Origin of the sequence: Pseudomonas sp. 2835 (assembly GCF_050435905.1) — a bacterium.
Taxonomy (GTDB): Bacteria; Pseudomonadota; Gammaproteobacteria; order Pseudomonadales; family Pseudomonadaceae; genus Aquipseudomonas.
Genome location: NZ_JBNDLE010000011.1, coordinates 37,745 through 57,825, shown reverse-complemented (window position 1 = coordinate 57,825; position 20,081 = coordinate 37,745). Strand labels below are relative to the sequence as shown.

Below are 20,081 nucleotides of genomic sequence, written 5' to 3'. Positions count from 1 at the left end.
CTTTCTCTCCAGCAGGTTCAAGTCAGGTCCAGCGACGGAAAATCAGCGAGGTGTTAACCCCGCCAAAAGCGAAGTTGTTGTTCATCACGTAGTCGTGACTCATGCTGCGAAACTCGCCGCACAGGTAGTCCAGCTCGCCGCAACGCGGGTCGATGTGCTCAAGGTTGAGGGTGTGCACATAACGGTCGCTGTTCATCATCTCGATGCTGAACCAGGACTCCAGCGCGCCGCAAGCACCGAGGGTGTGGCCGAGGAAGCTTTTTTGCGAACTGATCGCCATGCGCGGGCCGAACAGGCTGCTGGTGGCCAGGGTTTCGGCGATGTCGCCCTGCTCGGTGGCGGTGCCGTGGCCGTTGACGTAGCCGATGGCAGCGGGCGTGAGGCTTGCGTCTTCCAGCGCCAGCTCCATGGCCCGGCGCATGGTTGCCTGCTCCGGGCGGGTGGTGTGCTGGCCGTCGGCGTTGCTGCCAAAGCCGACGATCTCGGCATAAATGTGCGCGCCACGGGCCAGGGCGTGCTCGAGCTCTTCGAGCACCAGCATGCCACCGCCTTCGCCGATCACCAGGCCGTCGCGGCCGCTGTCGTAGGGGCTCGGGCTCTTGTGCGGGGTGTCGTTCTTGAGGCTGGTGGCGTACAGCGCGTCGAAGACCATCGCCTCGGTCGGGCACAGCTCTTCGGCGCCGCCGGCGAGCATCAGCGGCAGGCGGCCGAACTTGATCGCCTCGTAGGCATAGCCGATGCCTTGGCTGCCGCTGGTGCAGGCGCTGGAGGTAGGGATCAGGCGCCCGGTGAGGCCGAAGAAGATGCTGATATTGGCCGCGGTGGTGTGAGGCATCATCCGCACATAGGAGTTGGCGTTGAGGCCTTCGGCCACCGAGTTGAGCAGCATGTTGCCGAACGCCTTGATCTCGTCGGTGCTGCCGGTGGACGAGCCACAGGCCACGCCCATGCGCCCGTCGCGGATCGACGGGTCATCGAGCAGGCCGGCGTCGCGCAGGGCGTTCTCGGCCGCGGCCACGGCCAGGCGCGAGACCCGGCCCATGCTGCGCAGCTGCTTGCGGGTCCAGCCGCTCGGCACCTTGAAATCATCGATGGGGCCGGCCAGGCGCGTGTTGAGCTCCTCGAAACGGTCCCATTCGTCCATGCGGCGGATGCCGCTGCGGTTGCTGGCGAAGTTGCCAGCAATGGTCTGCCAGTCGCTGCCCAGCGAGGTGATACCGGCCATGCCGGTGACGACCACACGTTTCATCAGCACAGGCCTCCATTAACTGCCAGCACCTGGCGGGTGATGTAGGCGGCTTCGGCCGACATGAGGAAATTCACCGCGCCGGCGACTTCTTCCGGAGTGCCCATGCGCTGCGCCGGGATCATCTTCAGCAACTCTTCGACCGGCACGTGCTCGTCGAGCATGGCGGTATCGATCAACCCCGGAGCGACGCAATTGACGGTGATCTTGCGCTTGCCCAGCTCGATTGCCAGGGCCTTGGCGGCGCCGATGACGCCGGCCTTGGAGGCGCTGTAGTTGACCTGGCCGCGGTTGCCGATCATGCCCGACACCGAGGTGATGCAAACGATGCGCCCGGCTTTGCGCCGGCGGATCATCGGCATCATCAGCGGGTGCAGGACGTTGTAGAAGCCGTCGAGGTTGGTGCGCAGCACCTGGTCCCAGTCTTCTTCAGTCAGGGCCGGGAAGGCACCGTCACGGGTCAGGCCGGCGTTGCAGACCACGCCGTAGTAGGCGCCATGGGTTTCCACGTCATCAGTGAGGATGGCCGCGCAGGCGGCGCGGTCGGCGACGTCGAACTGCAGCACGCGGGCTTGCTGGCCCAGGCCCCGGACTTCTGCTGCAACGGCGTCGGCTTCGCTGCGCCCGCTTCGGCAATGCAGGACCAGGTCGAAACCGGCGTGCGCCAGGCGCAGGGCGATGGCCCGGCCAATGCCACGGCTGGAACCGGTGACCAGGATGGTGTCAGTCATGGGGGGACTCCTCTGGGCCCGCTTCGGCCAGGTAGCTGGCCACCTGCGGCGGGCGAAAAACGTTCAAACGGGCCATGGCATGGATGCCCGGGCCGCGCAGGTGACACTCGAACACGCCCATGCCGTTGTCGTCTTCGAGCGAACGCAGGGCATGGATGTGCAAATGGGTACCGGCAGGGAAATGTTCGACATTGCATTCGAATTTACGCGTGCCGAGCAAAAAGCCCAGCTCCACCGGCTGGCCTTGCTGGCGCGCGCGGCAACCGGCATAGGCAGCCACGCTCTGGGCCATCAGCTCGATGCCGACCCAGGCCGGCAGGCTGCCGTCGGCGCGGTTGAACAGGCCGCCGGGGCGCACGGTCAGGTGGGTATGGATCTGCTCTTCATCGAACGACTCGACCTGATCGATAAGGATCATGTCGCCGGCGTGCGGCAGCAGTTCGGCCAGTGGCCAGGTGATCATGGGGTGTCTCCGAGAATAAGGCTGACGTTGTTGCCACCGAAGGCGAACGAATTGCTCATCAGGCGTCGCGGGCCGCTGGCCGGCAGGCGCTGGCTGGCATCGGCCAGGTTAAGGGCTGGCAACTGCGGGTCATCGACGCCATCCCAGACGTGCGGCGGCAGGCGCCCTTCGGTATTGCCGGCGGCCAGGCTAAGCCAGCAGAACGCTGCTTCAAGTGCGCCGGCCGCACCCAGGGTATGGCCGGTCATCGGCTTGCTCGACGAGCAGGCCAGCTGGCTGCCGAACAGTTCATGCACGGCCAGGCTTTCCATGGCGTCGTTGTGCCGGGTGGCGGTGCCGTGCAGGTTCAGGTAGTCGATGTCTTGCGGTTGCAGGCGGGCATTGTCCAGTGCCTTGCGCATGGCCTGCAAGGCGCCCTTGCCGCCGGGCTCAGGCGCCGAGATATGGTGCGCATCGGAGCTGGCGCCGGCACCGAGCAGGGCAATGCCGGGGCCTTCGTGGTTGGCATCACGGGTCATCAGGAACAGCACTGCGGCTTCGCCGATGTTGATGCCGTTGCGGTTGACCGAGAACGGGTTGCAGCGCTCGGCGCTCACCGCCTCGAGGGCGCTGAAGCCGTTGAGGGTGAGCTTGCACAGGCTGTCGACACCGCCGCAGATCACCGCATCGCATAGCCCCAGGTCGAGCAGGCGCCGCGCGCTCATCAAGGCCCTGGCACTGGAGGTGCAGGCGGTGGAAATCACATAGGCCGGGCCGCTCAGTTGCAGCCAGTCGGCCAGGAAGTTGGCCGGGGCGCTGAGCTCCTGCTGGGCATAGTCGTAGCTGGCTGGAAACTGTTGCTCACGCAGGTAGTGGGCGATGCCGTCGCTGGCTTCCTTGATCCCTGAGGTGCTGGTGCCCAGGACGATGCCGATACGCTGGCGGCCAAAGCGGGCAATGGCCGCTTCGATCGCTGCATTGATCTGCAGGCAAGCCTCCAGCAGCAGCTGGTTATTGCGGCTGTGGTGGGCCTGCATGCCGACGGGCAGCTCGGGCAGCTCGCCGTGTACGCTCGCCACCGGCAGGCTGCGCTCCGGCACCCAGCCCTCCTCCGCGCGCATGCCAGAGCAGTCGCCGGCAAACAGCTTGCGGGCGACTTCGGCCTGGCCGCGCCCCAGGGCACAGACCAGGCCCAGGGCATTGAGGTAAGCGGTCATGGCGTGTTCTCGCTGGGCAGTGGGCTGACTAGATAACGCAGGCCCTGGCCCAGGTTCAAGGTGAAGTCGTCGGCTTGTCGGTAGTCGACTCGCCAGCGCTCACCCAGCCAGCGCTGCTGGCCTTGCTGGCGGGCGCCGGGGTAGAGCGTTTGCACCTGCTCGGCCGGGGTCATGGCGAACAGCAGGGCGGCAAACAGTTCACGGGCGCCCGGGTTGGGTGGCAGCAGGCCATCGGCGTGCCACTGGCCGTCGTTGAGCAACTGCCGTGCTTGCGGAATACCCAGCAAGTCCAGTAACGACCAGCGCAGGCTGGCGTCCTCGCGCTGGATCACCAGCAGCCAGTCCTGGCTTTGCCCTGCCTGTTGGCGCTGAATATGCAGCTGCATCGGCAGCGTCAGCGCCGGCATTTGCGCGGGCAGCGGCGCCCGACTGGCGCAGGCGCTCAGCAGGGCGAAGGCGAGGATCAGCAACAGGCGTTTCATGCACTCGGCTCGGCTGGTTTCAAGGGTTTGCGGGCAACCACGTTGACCAGGGTTTCTTCGCGCTGGCCGACCGGTGGCGGCTTGCGCAGGCCAAAGCGTTCGAGCAGGCCGAAGTCGCTGGAACGGCTCCACCACAGGTACGGGTACGAGACATTCTGCGCGCCGAATTCGAAGCCCTGGTCGCGGAGCATCTGCAGGTACTCTTCGGCGCTTTTCTGCACATGCATGGGATGACGGAACAGCCAGCGGATCACCCAGGTGTCGATGTAGGCTTCGGTGGACTCGGCAAACAGCAGGTAGCCACCGGGCTTGAGCACCCGGTAGAACTCGGCCAGGGCCTTTTCCTGTTCGACCAGGTGGTGGAAGGTCTGGTGGCAAAACAGGATGTCGACGCTGTTGTCGGCAAACTGCAAGGCCGCGCAGTCACTGCCACGCAGCTCGACCTTCAGGCCCAGGCGCCGGGCCTCGGCCTGGCTCAGCTCGAGGCTGTGCGGGTCGGCGTCGGTGCCCAGCAACTGGCCGGGGGCGAACACCTGCTGCAGGTACTGGAACGACTTGCCCTGGCCGCAGCCGGCATCAAGCAGCACCGGTGCCTGCGGTAGCGGCGCGTCGAACAGCCGGCGCAGGTCGTTGATCGCCACCCGCAGCACATGGTGCTGCCAGGTGTGGCTGCGCAGGAACCAGAAGCCGAAGCGGGTTTCCTCGACGTAGCTGTCGCTGAGGAAGGGTTGCTGGCTCATGCCGCCGTCCTTGCACAGACTTCGGCGAGCATGCGCAGGCGCCGCTTGGGTTCGCTGACGAACGGGTTGCGCAGGTCCCAGGCGTAGCCGGCAAGAATCGAGCTGATCATCGCGCGGATTTCCGGCGAGCTGGCCGGGTGGTAGATGACGTCCTGGAAGCTGCCGTTGTACCAGCCTTCGACATAGGCGCGGAAGGTATCGACGCCGCGCTTGAGCGGCTCGGCGAACTCGCTCTGCCAGTCGACGCTTTCACCTTGCAGCTGGCGGTGCAGCACGCCGGCTGCCATGCTCGCCGAGCGCATGGCGATGGTCACCCCGGAGGAGAACACCGGGTCGAGGAATTCGGCGGCGTTGCCGAGCAGGGCAAAGCCCGGGCCGTGCAGGGTCTTGACGTTGGCCGAGTAGCCGCCGATGGTCCGCGCCGGAGTGTCCCACACGGCGTTGGCCAGCACCTTGGCCAGGCTTGGGGTCTGGGCGACGAAGTCCTTCAGGCAGGCATCCAGGTCGGCCGGCGCGGCAGCAAAGTGCTCGGCGCCGGCGACCACGCCCAGGGAGCATCGGCCATTGCTGAACGGAATGGTCCAGAACCAGATATCGCGGTGCTGCGGGTGGGTGGTGATGAGGATCTTTTCGCGGTCGAACGCCGGGTGGTCGATACGGTCTTCGATGTGGGTGAACACCGCCTGGCGCACCGGGAAGTTCGACGGTGCTTCGAGGTCCAGCAGGCGCGGCAGCACGCGGCCATAACCGCTGGCATCGAGGACGAACTCAGCTTCGACGCGGTACTCGCTGCCATCCTGGCGGCGCACGCGCACTTGCGGGTGCGCTCGCTCGAAGTCGGCGGCGATGATCTCTTCTTCGTAGCGGATTTCCACGCCCTGGGCCGCAGCCTGGTCGGCCAGCAACTGGTCGAACTGGGCGCGCTGGACCTGGAAGGTGCTCGGCTTGCCGTTGCTGAAGGTGTCGCCAAAATCAAACGCGCTGTACTCATCACCCCAGGCGAAGGCCGCGCCGTTCTTGCGCTGGAAGCCCGCTGCTTCGAGGGCCGGGAGCATGCCGGCTTCCTCGACGAAGTCGATGCAGTGCGACAGCAGGCTCTCGCCAATGGAAAAGCGCGGGAAGCGCTGGCGCTCGATGACCAGCACGTCGTGGCCGTTGCGCTTGAGCAGGGCACCGGCGATGGCGCCGGACGGTCCGGCGCCGATGATCAGCACCTGCCGTTGTTGCAGTTCAGTGTTCGGCATAAGGCCTCCTTGCCGGGTGGGCAGTCTTCAATGGAATCCGGTGCAGGCCGGCCAGCGCGGGCATCAGCGTGGCGACCAGGCTCATCAGCATCAGCGCGAAGTACAGCGCCGGGCTGATCAGCTGTTGTTGCAGCAGCAGGTTGAGAAAGACGATCTCGCTCAAACCGCGAATATTGAGCAGCAGGCTCTCCCGCCATTTGCTCGCGCCGGCGAACGACGGCGTTGCCCAGCACAGGCCCAGCCAGTTGCCGAGCAGCTTGCTGACGATCGGTAACAGCAGCAAGGCACTCAACTGGATGGCATCGAAGCCCTGCAGCACGTTGTGAATATCGATCTGGATGATGCCGAAGGTCAGGATCAGCGGGATGGCGATGCCGTTCTGTAGGCGTTTTATCCACCGCGCCGACAGCGGCATGTGCAGTGGCAGCTTGAGCCAGGCCAGGCAGCACAGGTAGCCGATACCGAAGATCAAGGCGTTGAGGCGGTAGTGCTCGGCAACGAACAGCAGGGCGAAAAAGCCCAGGCTGTAGACCCACGGCCGGCGCAGGCCAAGGGCGTAGAGCGGCAATGGCAGGCAGGCGCCCAGCACGGGCAGCAGCAGGCTCATGGGGTCGAGGCTGCCCTTGCCCAGGCCGAACAGCAACCAGCAGGTCAGGTCGATGAGGATCGCCGACTGCATCAGGCGCCGGGTTGCCGCAGGCGGATAGTCGATGTTGCGCAGGTACAGGTAGAGCACCGGAATGGCGGTGATGGCGAACACCAGCCCGAGCGCCAGGGTGGTCAGCCAGGGCTGCTGCGGCAGCAACAAGGCGCCGCAGGCCAGGCCACAGGCAAAGGGCACAAAGAAGCTTGGCAGGGCGATCTTCAGGCTCTGGCGGTCGAACTTCAGCTCCACAACGTCAGCCAGAATATGCCCCAGCAGCAGGGCGAAACTCAGGCCATACAGGGTTTTCAGCCAGGACGGCGCCACCAGCGCAGCGCCACTGAGCTGCCAGTGCGGCTCGACCCAGAACAGCATCAGCAGCGGCAGGCCGAGGGTCGCCAGCAGCAACTGGCTGACAATCGGGATCAGCCCCAGGCGCCGGCCCAGCTCGCTGGCGATCCAGAACAGCGCCAGGGCCAGGGCCCAGAACAGCAGGATACTCATGCCGACACTTCCTTGTGGCCGCCGGCAGCCCAGGGCGCCAGGACGAAGCTGAAGGCCAGGCCGAGGCTTACTGCCAGGCCAAAGTTGCTCACCGCCGGGGTGCTCGACACTGCCAGCAGGCCGAACGACAGCCAGGTGGTGGTCGCCGCCAGCAGGGTACCGAGCAAGCTGACGGCGGCGCCGCCGATCTGCTCATGCATGAGGATCGCGTAATCGACGCTGATGGCGGTGACCAACAGCAGGCCGAACAGGCTGAACAGGGTCAGCGGCTGGCCCAGCCAGCCCAGGCAAGCCAGGCTGCACAACGCCGCGAGCAGCGGCAGGGCGACGATGCGCAGGGCACCACCGAGGCCGAACGGCAGGATCAGCAACACCACGATAAGCGCGCACGACAACAGCTTGAGCTCGGCGGCGCTGACCTGGGTCGCGGCGAACACCCGGTTGAGGTCGCCGAGGCGATCGACCAGTTGCACGCCGTCGAGGTCGTCGGCTTGCAAGCGCAGCAACGCCGGATCGTTCAACCCTTGCAGGCTGACGATGGCGGCGACGCCCTGATCGTCGGCACCCAGCCACAGGGTGCGCCAGGGCTCGCCCAGCGGCCCGCTGAGGGCGTGATCGATGCCGAGGGTAGGCAGTGCCTGCACGTGCGCCAGTTCCGCCTGTAGCGCGCTTGGCGGCACGCCCAGGGCCAGCAGCGGTTGCAGCGGCAGGGTACTCAGTGCATCGCGTACCTGTTGCTGCTCGGCAGGGCTGGCGACCAGTTGGCTGAGAGCCATGTAGCCCTTGAGCTTGTCGGTTTCGACCAGCGCATCAAGGCGCGTGCTCAGCGTTTGCAGACGCGCCAGCAACTGGCTCTGGTCGGCGCCGCGTACCAGATAGAACTGGCTGGTGGGCTGGTAACCGGTAATGCGCGCCACGGCCTGGGCTTCTTCGAGCAGTTGCGGCGGGCTGCCGACCCACTGGCGGATGTCATTGCGGCTGTCCAGCTGCCACAGGCCCGCCGCGCAAAACAGGATCAGCAGGCCGAGCAGGACCTGGCTGGGAACCTTGTTCAGCAGCTTTTCACGCAGGTCCACCAGCCATTGGGCAATGCGCAGCGGCCATTGCGCCGGCTGCAGGTCGATGCCCTTGAGCAGTGCCGGCAGCAGGCACACGGCGCTGAGGTAGGCGCCGATCAGGCCGGCTGCGGAGAACACCGCAATCTGCGTCAGGGCCGGGAACGGGGTGAAGGCCAGGGCCAGGTAGCCGATGCAACTGGTGGCCAGGCTCAGGCTCAGCCCCGGCAAGGTCAGCCGCAAGGCCGGCCAGGCCTGCCAGGGGCGCAGGCTCCAGCTCTTGGACAGGTAGTGCAGGGGGTAGTCGACGGCGACACCGATCAGGCTCGAGCCGAGCACCAGGGTCATCACGTGCATCTGGCCGAACAGCGCCACGCAGGCCACCGCGCCAAACAGCATGCCGACCAGCACCGGCACGAACGCCAGCAACACCCGCAGGCGCCGGAACGCCAGCAGCAACAGCAAGAGGATGCCGACCGTGGCGCCGCCGCCGACCCAGGTGATTTCCTGGCTGGCCTGGCGCTGGCCGTTGGCGGCATACAGCAAACCGCTGGCAGCCAGCAGGCGGGCGCCGCTCTGCCCGGCTTCAGCCCGGCTGACGGCGAGCAGGTCGGCGACTTGCAGGGGCAGTTGCATGTCGAACGCGTTGCCCAAGGTACGCGCGCGCAGCAGCACCCAGTGCTGCCCGTCGGCTTCGGCTACCAGCGCGCCGCTGGCGGTATCCAGTTGCACCGCAGCAGGGCGTGGCTGGCTGTTCTGGATGCGCCCGGTCAGGCCCAGCCAGTCGTCCTGGCTGGGCACCAGGCTGAAGCCGGCAAAGGGGTCGTAGAGGCTTTGCACGCGCTGCTCGATAAAGCCTTGCGGGTTGTCGACCAGGCTGCTGCGGTCGGCACGCGAGAGCATCGCCACGCGCCCTTGCAGCAACTGTTCGCGCAGTGCCTGCAGATCGGTCTGCAGGCTCCACTGGACCTTCTCGAACAGGCCGCTGGCCTGCCATTGCTCGCCCAGGCGCTGGGCCAAGGCGATGGCCTGGTCACGCTGGGGGTGGCCGACCAGTACCAGCATCTCGCGGTTCAGTGGCTCCTGCATGCGCTGCTCGGCGCGCTGCACCAGCGGGTCCTGGGTGGCGCCGGGCACCAGCGTCATCAGATCGGCAGACAACGGCGCAGCGCGGTGCCACTGCCAGCCGGCCAGGGCCAGCACAGCGATCAGCAGCAGCAAGAACAGCCGTGGCAACAGGCGCTCACTCGGCAAAATCGCGGCGCTCCGTGTCGGTCAGGCTGGCGCTGCTGCTCGATGGCATGCGCAGCACGGTGCTGTCGCCCTGGGTTTCCAGCAACTGGATGCGTTCGACGTATTGCCCGCCATCAATATCGATCTGGCTGAACACCTGCTGGAGCAGCAGCGAACGTGGGGTCAGGCGCAATTGCCAGTGCTTGGCATCGCCTTGCAGGCTTAGTTCGAAGTCACGCTGCAGGCCGCTGCTGTCGCCTTGCAGTACGGCGAAGAACAGGCGGTTCTGCTCGGCGCCGGCGCTCTTGCCCGGCAGCATCTGCCAACCGGACGGGTCGCGGCGGGCGATGCCCTGGGCGTTGAGTCGGTAGTCCTGCTTGAGGGGCGTTTGCAGCAGCCAGAGCAGGCCATGGTCACGGGCGAGCACGAACTGGCCTTTGCTGACCAGTGGCTGCGGCAGGGCGCGCAGGTGTTTTTCCTGGATGAACGAACCCTTGATGACCGCAGGTTCGCCCAGTTGCTTGCTCAGGTCATCAAGGCCAAAGGCCTGGGCCAGCGTGCAACTGGCCAGCAGGCCAAGGCACAGCAGGCCACGCAGCAACGTCTTCATGGCAGCACCTTGTTCACGGCGTCGATCATCACCTGCGGCGAGGCCAGTTGCATTTCGCCGCTGGCGATCTCGACCGCGACCTGCACGGAGCTGGCGCGGGTCATGCGCTCGCCGGTGGCGGCATCGCTGATCAGGTAGTTGATCTTCAAGCGGTTCTCCCACTCCACCAGGCTGGCGCGCACGTTCAGGCGCTGACCGAAGGTGGCGCCACGCACATAGCGCAGTTGCAGGTCGATCACCGGCCAGGCAAAGCCCGAGGCCTGCATCTGCAGGTAGTTGTGTTCGAGGCGGTCGAGCAACGCACAGCGCGCCACCTCGAGGTATTTCACGTAGTGGCCGTGCCAGACCACCAGCATGCTGTCGACATCGAAGAACGGCACCAGCACTTCGGTATCGACGTGCAGCACTCCCTGACTACGCATGCAGCCTCCAGTGTTGTTCGGCAATTCGGCTCAGGCACAGGCGCAGGTCGCCTTCCAGGGCACGGTCTTCGATGACCGGGGCGAAGTCTTCGAGCAGCGCGGCGTGCATCTCGGCCAACGCCGGCGGCAGGTCGCGGGCGTCGGCTTCGCGGCCGCGCAGCCAGACACCCTGGTTGGCCGCCAGCAAGGTCGCGGCGGCAACTTGCTCGGTGAGCTCCAGGGTGCGCAGGGCATCGCGGGCGGCGATGGTGCCCATGCTCACCTTGTCCTGGTTGTGGCACTCGGTGGAGCGCGAGAACACGCTGGCCGGCATGGTGTTTTTCAACGCTTCGGCAGTCCAGGCGCTGGCGCCGATCTGCACCGCCTTGAAACCGTGGTTGAGCATTGCCCGCTCGGCGCTGGCGCCCGACAGGTTGCTGGGCAGGCCATGGTTGTAGCGGGTGTCGACCAGCAGCGCGAGCTGGCGGTCGAGCAGATCGGCGACGTTGGCCACCAGGTTCTTCAGGCTGTCCATGGCGAAGGCGATATGGCCGCCGTAGAAATGCCCGCCGTGCAGCACGCGTTCGGCTTCGGCGTCGATGATCGGGTTGTCGTTGGCGCTGTTCAGTTCGGTTTCGATAAAGCCGCGCAGCCAGCCCAGGCTGTCGGCCAGCACACCGAGCACATGCGGCGCGCAGCGTAGCGAGTAGCGGTCCTGCAGGCGGTGCAGCGGCGCGGTCGGCGCATCGATGGCCAGATCCTGGCGCAACCAGGCCGCCACCTGCATTTGCCCCGGGTGCGGCTTGGCGGCGAACAGGCGCTCGTCGAAGTGCTCCGGGTTGCCTTGCAGGGCGACCACGTTCAGCGCGGTGATGCGCGTGGCCAGCTTGAGCAGGTAATCGGCGCGGGCGAAGGCCAGGCAGGCCAGACCGGTCATCACTGCGGTACCGTTCATCAGCGCCAGGGCTTCCTTGGGCCGCAGCACCAGCGGCTGCCAGCCCAGTTGACGATGGACCTCGGCGGCGCTGCGGCGCTCGCCGCGGTACAGGACTTCGCGCTCGCCCGACAGGGTGGCGGCTACGTAGGACAGCGGCGTCAGGTCGCCGCTGGCGCCCACCGAGCCTTCCTGGGGAATCAGCGGCAGGATGTCGTGGGCAAGAAACGCCTGCAGGCGTTCCAGCAACTCGACGCGTACCCCGGACACACCGTGGCACAGCGACTGCAAGCGCGCGGCCAGCACCGCGCGGGTGGCCGGTGCATCGAGCAATTGGCCGAGGCCACAGCCGTGGAAGGTGTACAGGTGCTTGGGCAGCGCTTCGACATGCTCCAGCGGCACCGCCACCACGCACGAGTCGCCGTAGCCGGTGGTCACGCCGTAGATCACCCCTTCCTTGTCCAGCAGCGAGTCGAGGAACTGCGCGCCACGGGCAATCCGCGCGCGGTACTCGGCGTCGTCCTGCAGGCGGGTTTCGGCCTGGCGATTGGCCAGGGCGAGGACGTCTTCGATTGCCAGCGGCAACGCGCCGAAGGTCACGGGCTTATGCGGATGCATCGTCATCGGTCTTCCAGAAAGGGTAGAAATTGAACCATTGCTGCGGCGCTTGCAGGCAATAGTGGCCCAGGCGCTCGGCATAGCGCCCGGCCCAGTCGGCGATCACCTGATCGCGCTGGCCACGGCGCCATTCGATGGTCTCGGCGAAGGGTTCGAGGATCACCTGGTAGCGGCCATGCTGCTTGAGGCAGAAGAACAGGTTGAGCCGGCACTTGAGCAGCCCGGCCAGTAGCCACGGGCCTTGCGGGAAGGCAGCGCGGTGGCCGAGGAAATCCGCCTCGACCGTGCGCGCACCATGCAACGGCACGCGGTCGCCGGCAATCGCCAGCCATTCGCCACGATCCAGGCGCTGGCTCAGTTGCAGCATGATTGCCGGGTCCAGCTCGCTGACCTGGATCAGGCGCAGGTTGCTCGCCCCCGATTCACCAAGCAGGCGATTGAAACGTTCTGCGTGCTTGGTGTGCACCAGCACGTTCATGGTCACTTGCTCACCGAGCTCGGCCAGGGCACGGCAGACCTCGAGGTTGCCCAGGTGCGCGCCCACCAGCATCTGCCCGCGCTCGGCGCGCAATTGAGTGCGCAGTTGCGCCGGGTCGACGATTTCGATCTGCTCCAGGCGCAGCTTGCCGTTCCACACGTCGAGTTTGTCCAGCAGGGCATCGGCGAAGGCCATGAACTGGCCGAACACCCTGCGCTGGCTGGGGCGCAGGCTGGCTTGCCCGCTCCAGTCGGCCAGGTGCTGCTGGTATTGCCAGATGCTCTGCCGGGCGCGGCGGCCAAACACGAAGAAGTACAGGACGATGCCATACAGCACCGGGCTGAGCAGGCGTCGGCCGAGCAGCTTGATGCCGAAGGCGGTCAGCTTCATCAGCCAGAAGCTGCCACGCTCCTGGTGTTCGGCCCAGTGTTGTTCGCCGTTGCTCATGCCTGCCACCGTCGCCAGAGGATCGCCGGGGCACGCAGCAACATGCCGAAGAACAGCTTGGTGTGCATCTTCGAGATCAGTGCGTTGTCGTGGAACAGGCGAAAGTGCGAGAGGCCATCGGCCGGGTAGTGCACCTTGGTCGGCAGCCAGCGCATCGGCTGGTTGCGCCAGGCCAGGCGCACGAGGATCTCCGGGTCGAAGTCCATGCGCTTGCCGAGCTTCACCGCATCGATCAGCGCCAGGGTCGGCGGCAGCGGGTAGACGCGAAAGCCGCACATCGAATCGGGAATCTGCAGCGACAGGCTGTTGATCCACACCCACACGTGAGTCAGGTAACGCGCATACAGGCGGCCCTTGGGCACACTGGCGTCGTACTGTGGGTAACCGCAAATCAGCGCCTGTGGATAAGTCTGCGACTGTTCGAGAAAGCGGCTGACATCGGCCAGGTCGTGCTGGCCGTCGGCATCCACCTGCAGGGCATGGCTGAAGCCAAGGCGCGCAGCTTCGCGCAGGCCGGCCATGACCGCGCCGCCCTTGCCCTGGTTGACTTGCAATGTCACCAGATGCACCTGCTGCTGTTCGGCCAGCTGGCCCAGCACGGCGGCACAGGCCGGGCTGCTGGCGTCATCGACCAGTACGCAAGGCAGGCCGGCAGTTAGCAGGTCGGCAACCACCGCCGGCACCGCCAGTTCGTGGTTGTACACCGGGATCACCGCACAGGGCTTATTCACCGATGGCCTCCAGCACGATACGGCCGCTGGAGCAGGCTGCCCCGGCATTGCTGTAGGCAAAGTAGAGCTTGCCGCGCTCGGCATCGAAGCGCAGGGTCAGTTGCAACGGGTCGCCGGGGCGCACCAGTTGCTGGAACTTCAGCACTTCCATGCCGGCGAACTGGCGTGGCCGGTCGAGCAGTTGTTGCCCGAGGGCCAGTGCCCAATCGACCTGGACCACACCCGGCAGTACCGGGGTTTGTGGGAAGTGGCCGTTGAAATAGGCAAGGTCTGCCGACACCGCCAGTTGCAACTGCAGTTCGCCGTCGACCTCGGCCTGGCTCAGCACTTCCGGGCCTTTGGGCCGTGGTGCCAGCAGCAGGGCTTCGAGCTCGGCCTGGGGCAGTTTGCCCTGGGCATTGAACGGCAGTTGCCGCAGCAGGCGCCAGCGCCGAGGCAGGGCCAGGGCTTCGCAGTGCTGGCTGAGGTGTTGGCGCAGGCCTTCGGTGAGCGCGCGGCGGCCCTGGTTGCGCAGGGCGTGCAGGCCAGCGGCGCTGAGCACCAGCAGGGCGCCGAGGCTGGCGCGGTTTTCCTGGACCACCGCCAGGCGCGCTTCCTCGACCCAGCCATGGGCGACCAGGGCCTGTTCGAGCATTGGCAGGGAGATGCGTTTTTCTTCCAGCTTGACGATCCGGTCCAGGCGCCCGAGCAGGCGAAAGCGCCCGTCAGCGCTGAACTCCACGGCATCGGCGCTTTGCTCGATATGGCCGGGCGGCAAATAGGTCGATTCGATGCGCAGCGCGCCCTGTTCATTCTGGCTCAGGTGCACCTGGGCAAAGGGTTGCCACAGGCTGTCGCCCTGGCGCCAGGCAATGCCGCCGGTTTCCGAGCTGCCGAGAATTTCGGTCGGCCATTGCTGCAGGCGCTGGTGCAAGGCCTGGGCGGCGCTGGCCGGCAGCTCGCCACCGGAGGAAAACACCCGGCGTACCGCGCTCAACGCTGGCCAGTCGAGGTTGTCGCCCATGCGTTTGAGCAGCGCCGGGCTGGCCACCCAGGCAAAGGCCGGATGCTCGCGGCTGGCGCGCTGCAGGTCTTCGGGGAAAGGCAACTGGCGGCGCACGAACGGGCGCCCGGCGCACAATGGCCAGAGCACGCGAAACAGCAGGCCGTAGATGTGCTGGGTGGCGACGCTGCCAATGATGCACGCAGCGCCCAGCTCTGTGCCCCATAGCTGTTCCAGGGCCTGCACTTCGTTGGCCAGCTGGCGCAGGCGCTTGTCGATACGCTTGGGTTCGCCGCTGGAGCCGGAGGTGCACAGGCTTAGCTGGCAGTTGTCCAGGTCCAGGTCGGCGGCGGCCAGGGGGGCTTCGAACAGGGCGTCCAGCGGCGTGTCTTGCGCTTGGTCGCTAAGCCACAACTCGACCTCGCCTTGCCAGCGCTGGCGGGTCTGGGCTTGCAGGTCGGCCGGCAGCAGCACCTGTACACCGGCGCGCCAGGCGCCGAGCAGGGCCACGGCCAGCTCGGCGGCGTCTTCCAGGTGCACGGCAATGCGCTTCACGCCTCGCTGCTCAAGGCCTGCGGCAAGTTGCAGGGCTTGCTGGCGCAGGGCTTCGTGGTCCAGCGCCGGGGCGATGCTCACCGGACGCGACGCGTCGCTTGGGTGCAGCAGTTGCTCAAGGGCAATCCATTTCATGAGCGTCCTCGCACGCGTTGTCTTATCAGCCATTCAATGGCAAACAGCAGGCCCATCAGCCCGTAGGCAATCAGGCCGTTGTACAGGGTCCACCAGCTCAGCGGCGCCCACAGGGTCAGGGCGGCGGCGACCAGGCCGTTGGCCAGGAAGAACAGGCTCCAGACCTTGGTCACCTGGCGCGTGTAGTGGATCGCCACCTCGGGCAGCTCCGGCTCACGCAGGCGTGCCAGGCGCTCGGCCACCGGCGGGCCGAACTTCAGGCTCAGGCCGAACAGGCCGAGCATGAAGGCGCTGATCAGCACTGGATACCAACGCAGCAATTGCGGACTGTTGAACAGCGCCAGCAACGCGCAGAAGGCTATCGCCGCCACGGCCATCCAGTGCCCGCCGGGCCGCCTCGGTTCGCTCAAGGCGCGCGCCAGCCACAGGCCGCCGAGCAGCAGGCCGAATTGCCAGGGGGCAAAGTGGGCCATGCCAAAATGCACCGCAAAGGGGTACAGCAGACCGGCCAGCAGCAGCCCGAGGCCGATCAGGCGCTTCATGCCGCGGTGTTGACCAGGCGGTAGACCGCCTCGACCACGTCATTGACCGTACGCACGGCCTTGAACTCCTCGGCGGCGATTTTCTTGCCGGTCTGGCGCTTGATGTGATCGATCAGGTCGACGGCGTCGATGCTGTCGATTTCCAGGTCCTGATACAGGTTCGAGTCCAGGCTGATGCTGGCCGGCTCAAGTTCGAACAGTTCGACCAGGGCGTCGCGCAGGGTGTTGAAGATGTCTTCGCGGGTTTGCATGGTGCTGTCTCAGGCTGCCTGTTTGGCGGTGACGAAAGCCGCAAGGCTGGCCACGCTGGTGAAATGGTTACGGGTGTCCTTGGCGTCGGCGTCGATCTTGATGCCGTACTTTTTCTGGATCGCCAGGCCGAGCTCGAGGGCGTCTACCGAATCCAGGCCCAGGCCTTCGCCGAACAGGGTCTGCTCGTCACCGATGTCCTGGGCACTGATGTCTTCAAGGCCCAGGGCGTCGATGATCAACAGCTTGATGTCGTGGTTAAGAGTGTTCTGTGGATCGCTCATCTTCGGCGAGCTCCTTGGTGAAGTGCTGATGCAGGTGATCGTTGAGTTTGCGCGAGGCTTGCGGGGCAGGGCCTTGTGCGGCGAAGGCCTGCGGATCGATGTCGGCACCGACCTGCAGGCTGAAGTGCACCCGGCGCTGGGGAATGCGGTACCAGGGCTCGGCCTTGGTCAGGGTGCTGGGGGAGACCTTGATGGTCACCGGGGTAATGATCTTTGCGCCGCGCAGGGCGATAGCTGCGGCGCCGCGATGAAAGGCAGGCGGTTGGCCCGGCTGGGTGCGGGTGCCTTCGGGGAAGATGATCAGGGTCTGGCCGCCTTGTAGGGCGCCGACGGCGCTGTCGAGCATGTCCATGCTGCCGTCGTTGCTGATGTATTCGGCCGAACGCACCGGGCCGCGGGTACAGGGGTTGTGCCAGAGGCTCTGCTTGACCACGCAGTTGGCCTGGCGCACCAGGCCGATGAGAAATACCACGTCGATCAGCGACGGGTGGTTGGCGATAACCATTTGTCCCGGGCGGCCGAGCTTTTCAGCGCCCTTGACCTCGTAGGTGAGCACGCCGCTGGCGGCCATGAAGCGGATGAAACGCCAGAATAGCCAGCTGATGGTGTGCCGGGCGCGCTGACGATGGCGGGCGCTGTCGCCGGGCAGGCAGGCCAGCAGCGGGAAGACCAGCAGACGCAGGCACAGGCCGCCGACCCCGAACAGCAGAAAGCTGACGGCGGTGGCGAGCAGGCGCCAGTAATAGGCGTCGCGCGGTCTGCTTATGGCTTGCGTTGCCAGTTCCATGTGCGGCTCTTCCAGGTGTGGGTACAAGTGCTGTTGCCTTTGAGCAGGCAACGCAACCAGCTCAGGGCATGGGGTTCGCTTGCAACTGCAGCGGTGCTGATGTCGCCCAGGGTCAGTTGCCAGTCATCGCCAGGTGTCAGCAGCAGGCCCAGGGCATAGGCAAAAGGCACGTCAGCAATCCATGGGCCGTAGGCCGCGGGCGGCTGCTCTTCTGTAACGATCAGCAGCACCGCTGCGGCGCCTTCACGCAGCAGGCAGGCGGCTTCCATCACGCCTTGCTCGAAACCGTCACCGGCAGCAGCCAGGGCGGTCATTTCGCTGGTTTCGCCACGCATGATCGACCACAGGCCGATCACCGCGTTGTGTACCGACAGGCTGAACTGGGTTGGCGACAGCGGCTGCTCGTTGGCCAGGTCGCTGAGAATCTCGAAGGTGCGCGGGGTTTCGCCGTGTCGGGAGACGAACACCAGCGGCAAATCCTGCAAACCTTCGGCCAGTGGCCAGCCCACGGCAAAGGCCATGCGCGCCAGGCGGCTCAGGCGGCGGCGCTGCATGGCCGGCAAAAACGACACATCCGGTGCCTGTTCAGCCACTGCCGGCGTGTGCTTTGCCTGGCTCCAGGCCTGCCAATCGGCAGCCGTCTGCAGGCCTGGTGCCCACGCGCGCCATTGGCTGATATTGAATGTGATCACGTTGCTGTACTTCCCGCCCTGAGGGACTTCCTTGCCGAGGGAGTGACTCGGAACAACGACCTGACAGGGGTGTGGCGCAATCGCCGAGTGGCGCGCATTATCCCGGTGGAGTTGGTGTGTAGCAAATAATGGTTGTACGGATTGTCGTGTGCAACAGACAGCGGTCCTTAAGATTCGTCGGACCGATCCGAGGTTTCCCGACCAATGGCGGTGTTGTTTATTCGGTCGGATCGCCAAAAACTTGAGCCATTGGCGGCTGGTCAAGCCGGCATTGGCCGCACATACTCGCTCATCCCCAGACACACGGAGGTCATTCCATGCGGCGCGTGGTGTTCAATCAGAAAGGTGGCGTTGGCAAGTCGAGCATTGCCTGCAACCTGGCGGCGGTGAGTGCCAATGAAGGCTATCGGACCCTGCTGATCGACCTGGATGCCCAGGCCAACTCGACCCAGTACCTCACCGGGCTGACCGGCGAGGATATTCCCATGGGCATTGCCGACTTCTTCAAGCAGACCCTGTCGTCCGGGCCGTTTGCCAAGAAGAACAAGGTCGATATCTACGAAACGCCCTTCGACAACCTGCATGTGGTGACCGCCACCGCCGAGCTTGCCGACCTGCAACCCAAACTTGAGGCCAAGCACAAGATCAACAAGCTGCGCAAACTGCTGGATGAGCTGGACGAAGACTACGACCGGATCTATCTGGACACCCCGCCAGCGCTGAATTTCTATGCGGTTTCAGCGCTGATAGCCGCTGATCGTGTGTTGATCCCCTTCGATTGCGACAGTTTCTCGCGCCAGGCCCTGTACGGCCTGCTAGCTGAAATCGAAGAGCTCAAGGATGATCACAACGAAGACCTGCAGGTCGAAGGCATCGTCGTCAACCAGTTCCAGGCTCGCGCCAGCCTGCCCCAGCAGATGCTTGATGAACTGCTCGCCGAGGGCTTGCCGGTGCTGCCGGTGTACCTCAACAGTTCGGTGAAGATGCGTGAATCACACCAGGCCAGCCTGCCGCTGATTCACCTGGAACCGCGACACAAGCTAACCCAGCAGTTCGTCGAACTGCACGCCTTGCTCGAAGAAGGCGCTTAAACGCCCTGGCTGCGCAGCCACTCCAGCAGTTGCTGGAGTGGGAATGCACCGCTCTGACGCGCCACCTCCCGGCCGTTTTTGAACAGAATCAGGCTTGGGATCGAACGAACCGCCAATTGCCCGGCTAGTTGCTGGTTGGCCTCGCTGTCCAGCTTGGCCAGGCGGCAGCGCCCGCTGAGCTGGCTGGCCGCCTGGGCGAAGATCGGCGCGAACGACTTGCACGGCCCGCACCATTCGGCCCAGACATCGATCAGCAGCGGCAGGTCGCCCTTGATCTGGCTGGCGTAGTCGCCCTGTTTTAAATCGAACGGCGTGCTCAGCAGGACCGGTTTTTTGCAGCGGCCGCATTTAGGGCTGTCGCCAAGACGCTCGCCGGGAATGCGGTTGAGGCCGTTGCAGTGGGGGCAGGGGATAAGTAGTGGGTCGCTCATTTGAGTACCTGAGAAGGGTGAGAATGCTGAAACACTAAGAACATTCTCGGGCAAAGACAAATACCGCCGCCGCTTGCTTGCCGATTATCCGGAATGTTTTGATAAATATCGCAGATTGCGATATTTGCTAAGGCCTCATATGACAAAGGCAAGTGGAAGGAGTGAAGGCAATGAGCCCACTGATCAAGCAAGCAGCAGCGCATTGGCAGTATGTGTCGCCGTTGTTGCGCAAACCAGCCAGCGAAGCGGACTACGATGCACTGGCCGAATCGCTGGATGAACTGCTGGTTTTGGTCGGCGAGGATGAGAACCATCCCCTGGCAAGTCTCGCCGTACATCTGGGGGATATGCTGCAGGCCTATGACCATGCGCATCGACCTTTGCCCCGGGCCAGTGGCGTCGACACGTTGCGCTACCTGATGCAGGAACATGGTCTCAAGCAAAGTGATCTGCCGGAGATTGGTTCGCAATCGGTAGTGTCAGAGGTGCTGGCGGGCAAGCGTCAGCTCAATCTGCGTCAGGTGCGTGAACTGGCCAAGCGCTTTTCGGTGCCCGCGGACGTGTTCTTCTGAAGATC

The 20,081-nt window shown here is 65.2% G+C and carries 23 protein-coding genes; 2 read left to right on the top strand and 21 right to left on the bottom strand.

Features of this window, described 5'->3' with window-relative positions; translation table 11 throughout:
• Positions 1–22: 22 nt before the first annotated feature.
• From ABIE20_RS17100 to ABIE20_RS17005, 20 genes are read right to left on the bottom strand one after another with little or no spacing between them, the layout of a single operon-like run.
• Positions 23–1,249, bottom strand: a complete 1,227-nt coding sequence (locus ABIE20_RS17100; RefSeq protein WP_429506127.1) for a beta-ketoacyl-ACP synthase — start codon at positions 1,247–1,249, stop codon at positions 23–25.
• A complete protein-coding gene (gene fabG / locus ABIE20_RS17095) occupies positions 1,249–1,977 on the bottom strand; it encodes a 3-oxoacyl-ACP reductase FabG (RefSeq protein ID WP_429506125.1) in 729 nt (242 codons plus the stop codon). Before fabG ends, ABIE20_RS17100 begins: the two co-directional genes overlap by 1 nt.
• Positions 1,970–2,440, bottom strand: a complete 471-nt coding sequence (locus ABIE20_RS17090) for a hotdog family protein (RefSeq protein WP_429506123.1) — start codon at positions 2,438–2,440, stop codon at positions 1,970–1,972. Before ABIE20_RS17090 ends, fabG begins: the two co-directional genes overlap by 8 nt.
• Positions 2,437–3,636, bottom strand: a complete 1,200-nt coding sequence (locus ABIE20_RS17085) for a beta-ketoacyl-[acyl-carrier-protein] synthase family protein (RefSeq protein WP_429506121.1) — start codon at positions 3,634–3,636, stop codon at positions 2,437–2,439. Before ABIE20_RS17085 ends, ABIE20_RS17090 begins: the two co-directional genes overlap by 4 nt.
• A complete protein-coding gene (locus ABIE20_RS17080; protein ID WP_429506120.1) occupies positions 3,633–4,118 on the bottom strand; it encodes a hypothetical protein in 486 nt (161 codons plus the stop codon). Before ABIE20_RS17080 ends, ABIE20_RS17085 begins: the two co-directional genes overlap by 4 nt.
• A complete protein-coding gene (locus ABIE20_RS17075; protein ID WP_429506119.1) occupies positions 4,115–4,858 on the bottom strand; it encodes a class I SAM-dependent methyltransferase in 744 nt (247 codons plus the stop codon). Before ABIE20_RS17075 ends, ABIE20_RS17080 begins: the two co-directional genes overlap by 4 nt.
• The gene (locus ABIE20_RS17070) at positions 4,855–6,102 is read right to left on the bottom strand and encodes an NAD(P)/FAD-dependent oxidoreductase (RefSeq protein WP_429506117.1); all 1,248 of its coding nucleotides are present in this window, start codon (positions 6,100–6,102) and stop codon (positions 4,855–4,857) included. The genes ABIE20_RS17075 and ABIE20_RS17070 overlap by 4 nt, the downstream gene beginning before the upstream one ends.
• Positions 6,089–7,249, bottom strand: a complete 1,161-nt coding sequence (locus ABIE20_RS17065) for a sodium:proton antiporter (RefSeq protein WP_429506115.1) — start codon at positions 7,247–7,249, stop codon at positions 6,089–6,091. The genes ABIE20_RS17070 and ABIE20_RS17065 overlap by 14 nt, the downstream gene beginning before the upstream one ends.
• The gene (locus ABIE20_RS17060) at positions 7,246–9,558 is read right to left on the bottom strand and encodes an MMPL family transporter (protein WP_429506113.1); all 2,313 of its coding nucleotides are present in this window, start codon (positions 9,556–9,558) and stop codon (positions 7,246–7,248) included. The genes ABIE20_RS17065 and ABIE20_RS17060 overlap by 4 nt, the downstream gene beginning before the upstream one ends.
• Positions 9,548–10,147 carry an outer membrane lipoprotein carrier protein LolA gene (locus ABIE20_RS17055; RefSeq protein WP_429506111.1) on the bottom strand — a complete coding sequence of 200 codons (600 nt, stop codon included), beginning with the start codon at positions 10,145–10,147 and terminating at the stop codon, positions 9,548–9,550. Before ABIE20_RS17055 ends, ABIE20_RS17060 begins: the two co-directional genes overlap by 11 nt.
• Complete coding sequence (locus tag ABIE20_RS17050) at positions 10,144–10,569, bottom strand: acyl-CoA thioesterase (protein WP_429506109.1); 426 nt, start codon at positions 10,567–10,569, stop codon at positions 10,144–10,146. Before ABIE20_RS17050 ends, ABIE20_RS17055 begins: the two co-directional genes overlap by 4 nt.
• Positions 10,562–12,106 (bottom strand): HAL/PAL/TAL family ammonia-lyase, encoded by a 1,545-nt coding sequence (locus ABIE20_RS17045; protein ID WP_429506107.1) that lies wholly within the window; start codon positions 12,104–12,106, stop codon positions 10,562–10,564. Before ABIE20_RS17045 ends, ABIE20_RS17050 begins: the two co-directional genes overlap by 8 nt.
• Positions 12,087–13,025 (bottom strand): glycosyl transferase, encoded by a 939-nt coding sequence (locus ABIE20_RS17040; RefSeq protein ID WP_429506105.1) that lies wholly within the window; start codon positions 13,023–13,025, stop codon positions 12,087–12,089. Before ABIE20_RS17040 ends, ABIE20_RS17045 begins: the two co-directional genes overlap by 20 nt.
• Positions 13,022–13,756 (bottom strand): glycosyltransferase family 2 protein, encoded by a 735-nt coding sequence (locus ABIE20_RS17035; protein ID WP_429506103.1) that lies wholly within the window; start codon positions 13,754–13,756, stop codon positions 13,022–13,024. Before ABIE20_RS17035 ends, ABIE20_RS17040 begins: the two co-directional genes overlap by 4 nt.
• Positions 13,749–15,428 carry an AMP-binding protein gene (locus tag ABIE20_RS17030; protein WP_429506101.1) on the bottom strand — a complete coding sequence of 560 codons (1,680 nt, stop codon included), beginning with the start codon at positions 15,426–15,428 and terminating at the stop codon, positions 13,749–13,751. The genes ABIE20_RS17035 and ABIE20_RS17030 overlap by 8 nt, the downstream gene beginning before the upstream one ends.
• On the bottom strand, positions 15,425–15,970 hold the full coding sequence (locus ABIE20_RS17025; protein ID WP_429506099.1) for a hypothetical protein: 546 nt from the start codon (positions 15,968–15,970) through the stop codon (positions 15,425–15,427). Before ABIE20_RS17025 ends, ABIE20_RS17030 begins: the two co-directional genes overlap by 4 nt.
• Positions 15,967–16,221 carry an acyl carrier protein gene (locus ABIE20_RS17020; RefSeq protein WP_429506097.1) on the bottom strand — a complete coding sequence of 85 codons (255 nt, stop codon included), beginning with the start codon at positions 16,219–16,221 and terminating at the stop codon, positions 15,967–15,969. The genes ABIE20_RS17025 and ABIE20_RS17020 overlap by 4 nt, the downstream gene beginning before the upstream one ends.
• 9 nt (positions 16,222–16,230) lie before the next feature.
• Entirely contained in the window at positions 16,231–16,503 is a 273-nt protein-coding gene (locus tag ABIE20_RS17015; protein ID WP_010222262.1) for a phosphopantetheine-binding protein, read from the bottom strand.
• Entirely contained in the window at positions 16,478–17,290 is an 813-nt protein-coding gene (locus ABIE20_RS17010; RefSeq protein WP_429506095.1) for a lysophospholipid acyltransferase family protein, read from the bottom strand. Before ABIE20_RS17010 ends, ABIE20_RS17015 begins: the two co-directional genes overlap by 26 nt.
• A complete protein-coding gene (locus ABIE20_RS17005; RefSeq protein ID WP_429506093.1) occupies positions 17,266–17,982 on the bottom strand; it encodes a beta-ketoacyl synthase chain length factor in 717 nt (238 codons plus the stop codon). Before ABIE20_RS17005 ends, ABIE20_RS17010 begins: the two co-directional genes overlap by 25 nt.
• Positions 17,983–18,299: 317 nt before the next feature.
• Between ABIE20_RS17005 and ABIE20_RS17000 the strand changes: the two genes are divergently transcribed.
• Positions 18,300–19,073 (top strand): ParA family protein, encoded by a 774-nt coding sequence (locus tag ABIE20_RS17000; protein ID WP_429506092.1) that lies wholly within the window; start codon positions 18,300–18,302, stop codon positions 19,071–19,073.
• On the opposite strand, the gene trxC is transcribed toward ABIE20_RS17000, so the two are convergent.
• Positions 19,070–19,504: a thioredoxin TrxC gene (gene trxC / locus ABIE20_RS16995; RefSeq protein ID WP_429506090.1), complete on the bottom strand. Its 435-nt coding sequence runs from the start codon at positions 19,502–19,504 to the stop codon at positions 19,070–19,072. The genes ABIE20_RS17000 and trxC overlap by 4 nt on opposite strands.
• A 170-nt stretch (positions 19,505–19,674) precedes the next feature.
• On the opposite strand from trxC, the gene ABIE20_RS16990 reads away from it, so the two are divergent.
• Positions 19,675–20,076, top strand: a complete 402-nt coding sequence (locus tag ABIE20_RS16990) for a helix-turn-helix domain-containing protein (protein WP_429506089.1) — start codon at positions 19,675–19,677, stop codon at positions 20,074–20,076.
• Positions 20,077–20,081 lie beyond the last annotated feature (5 nt).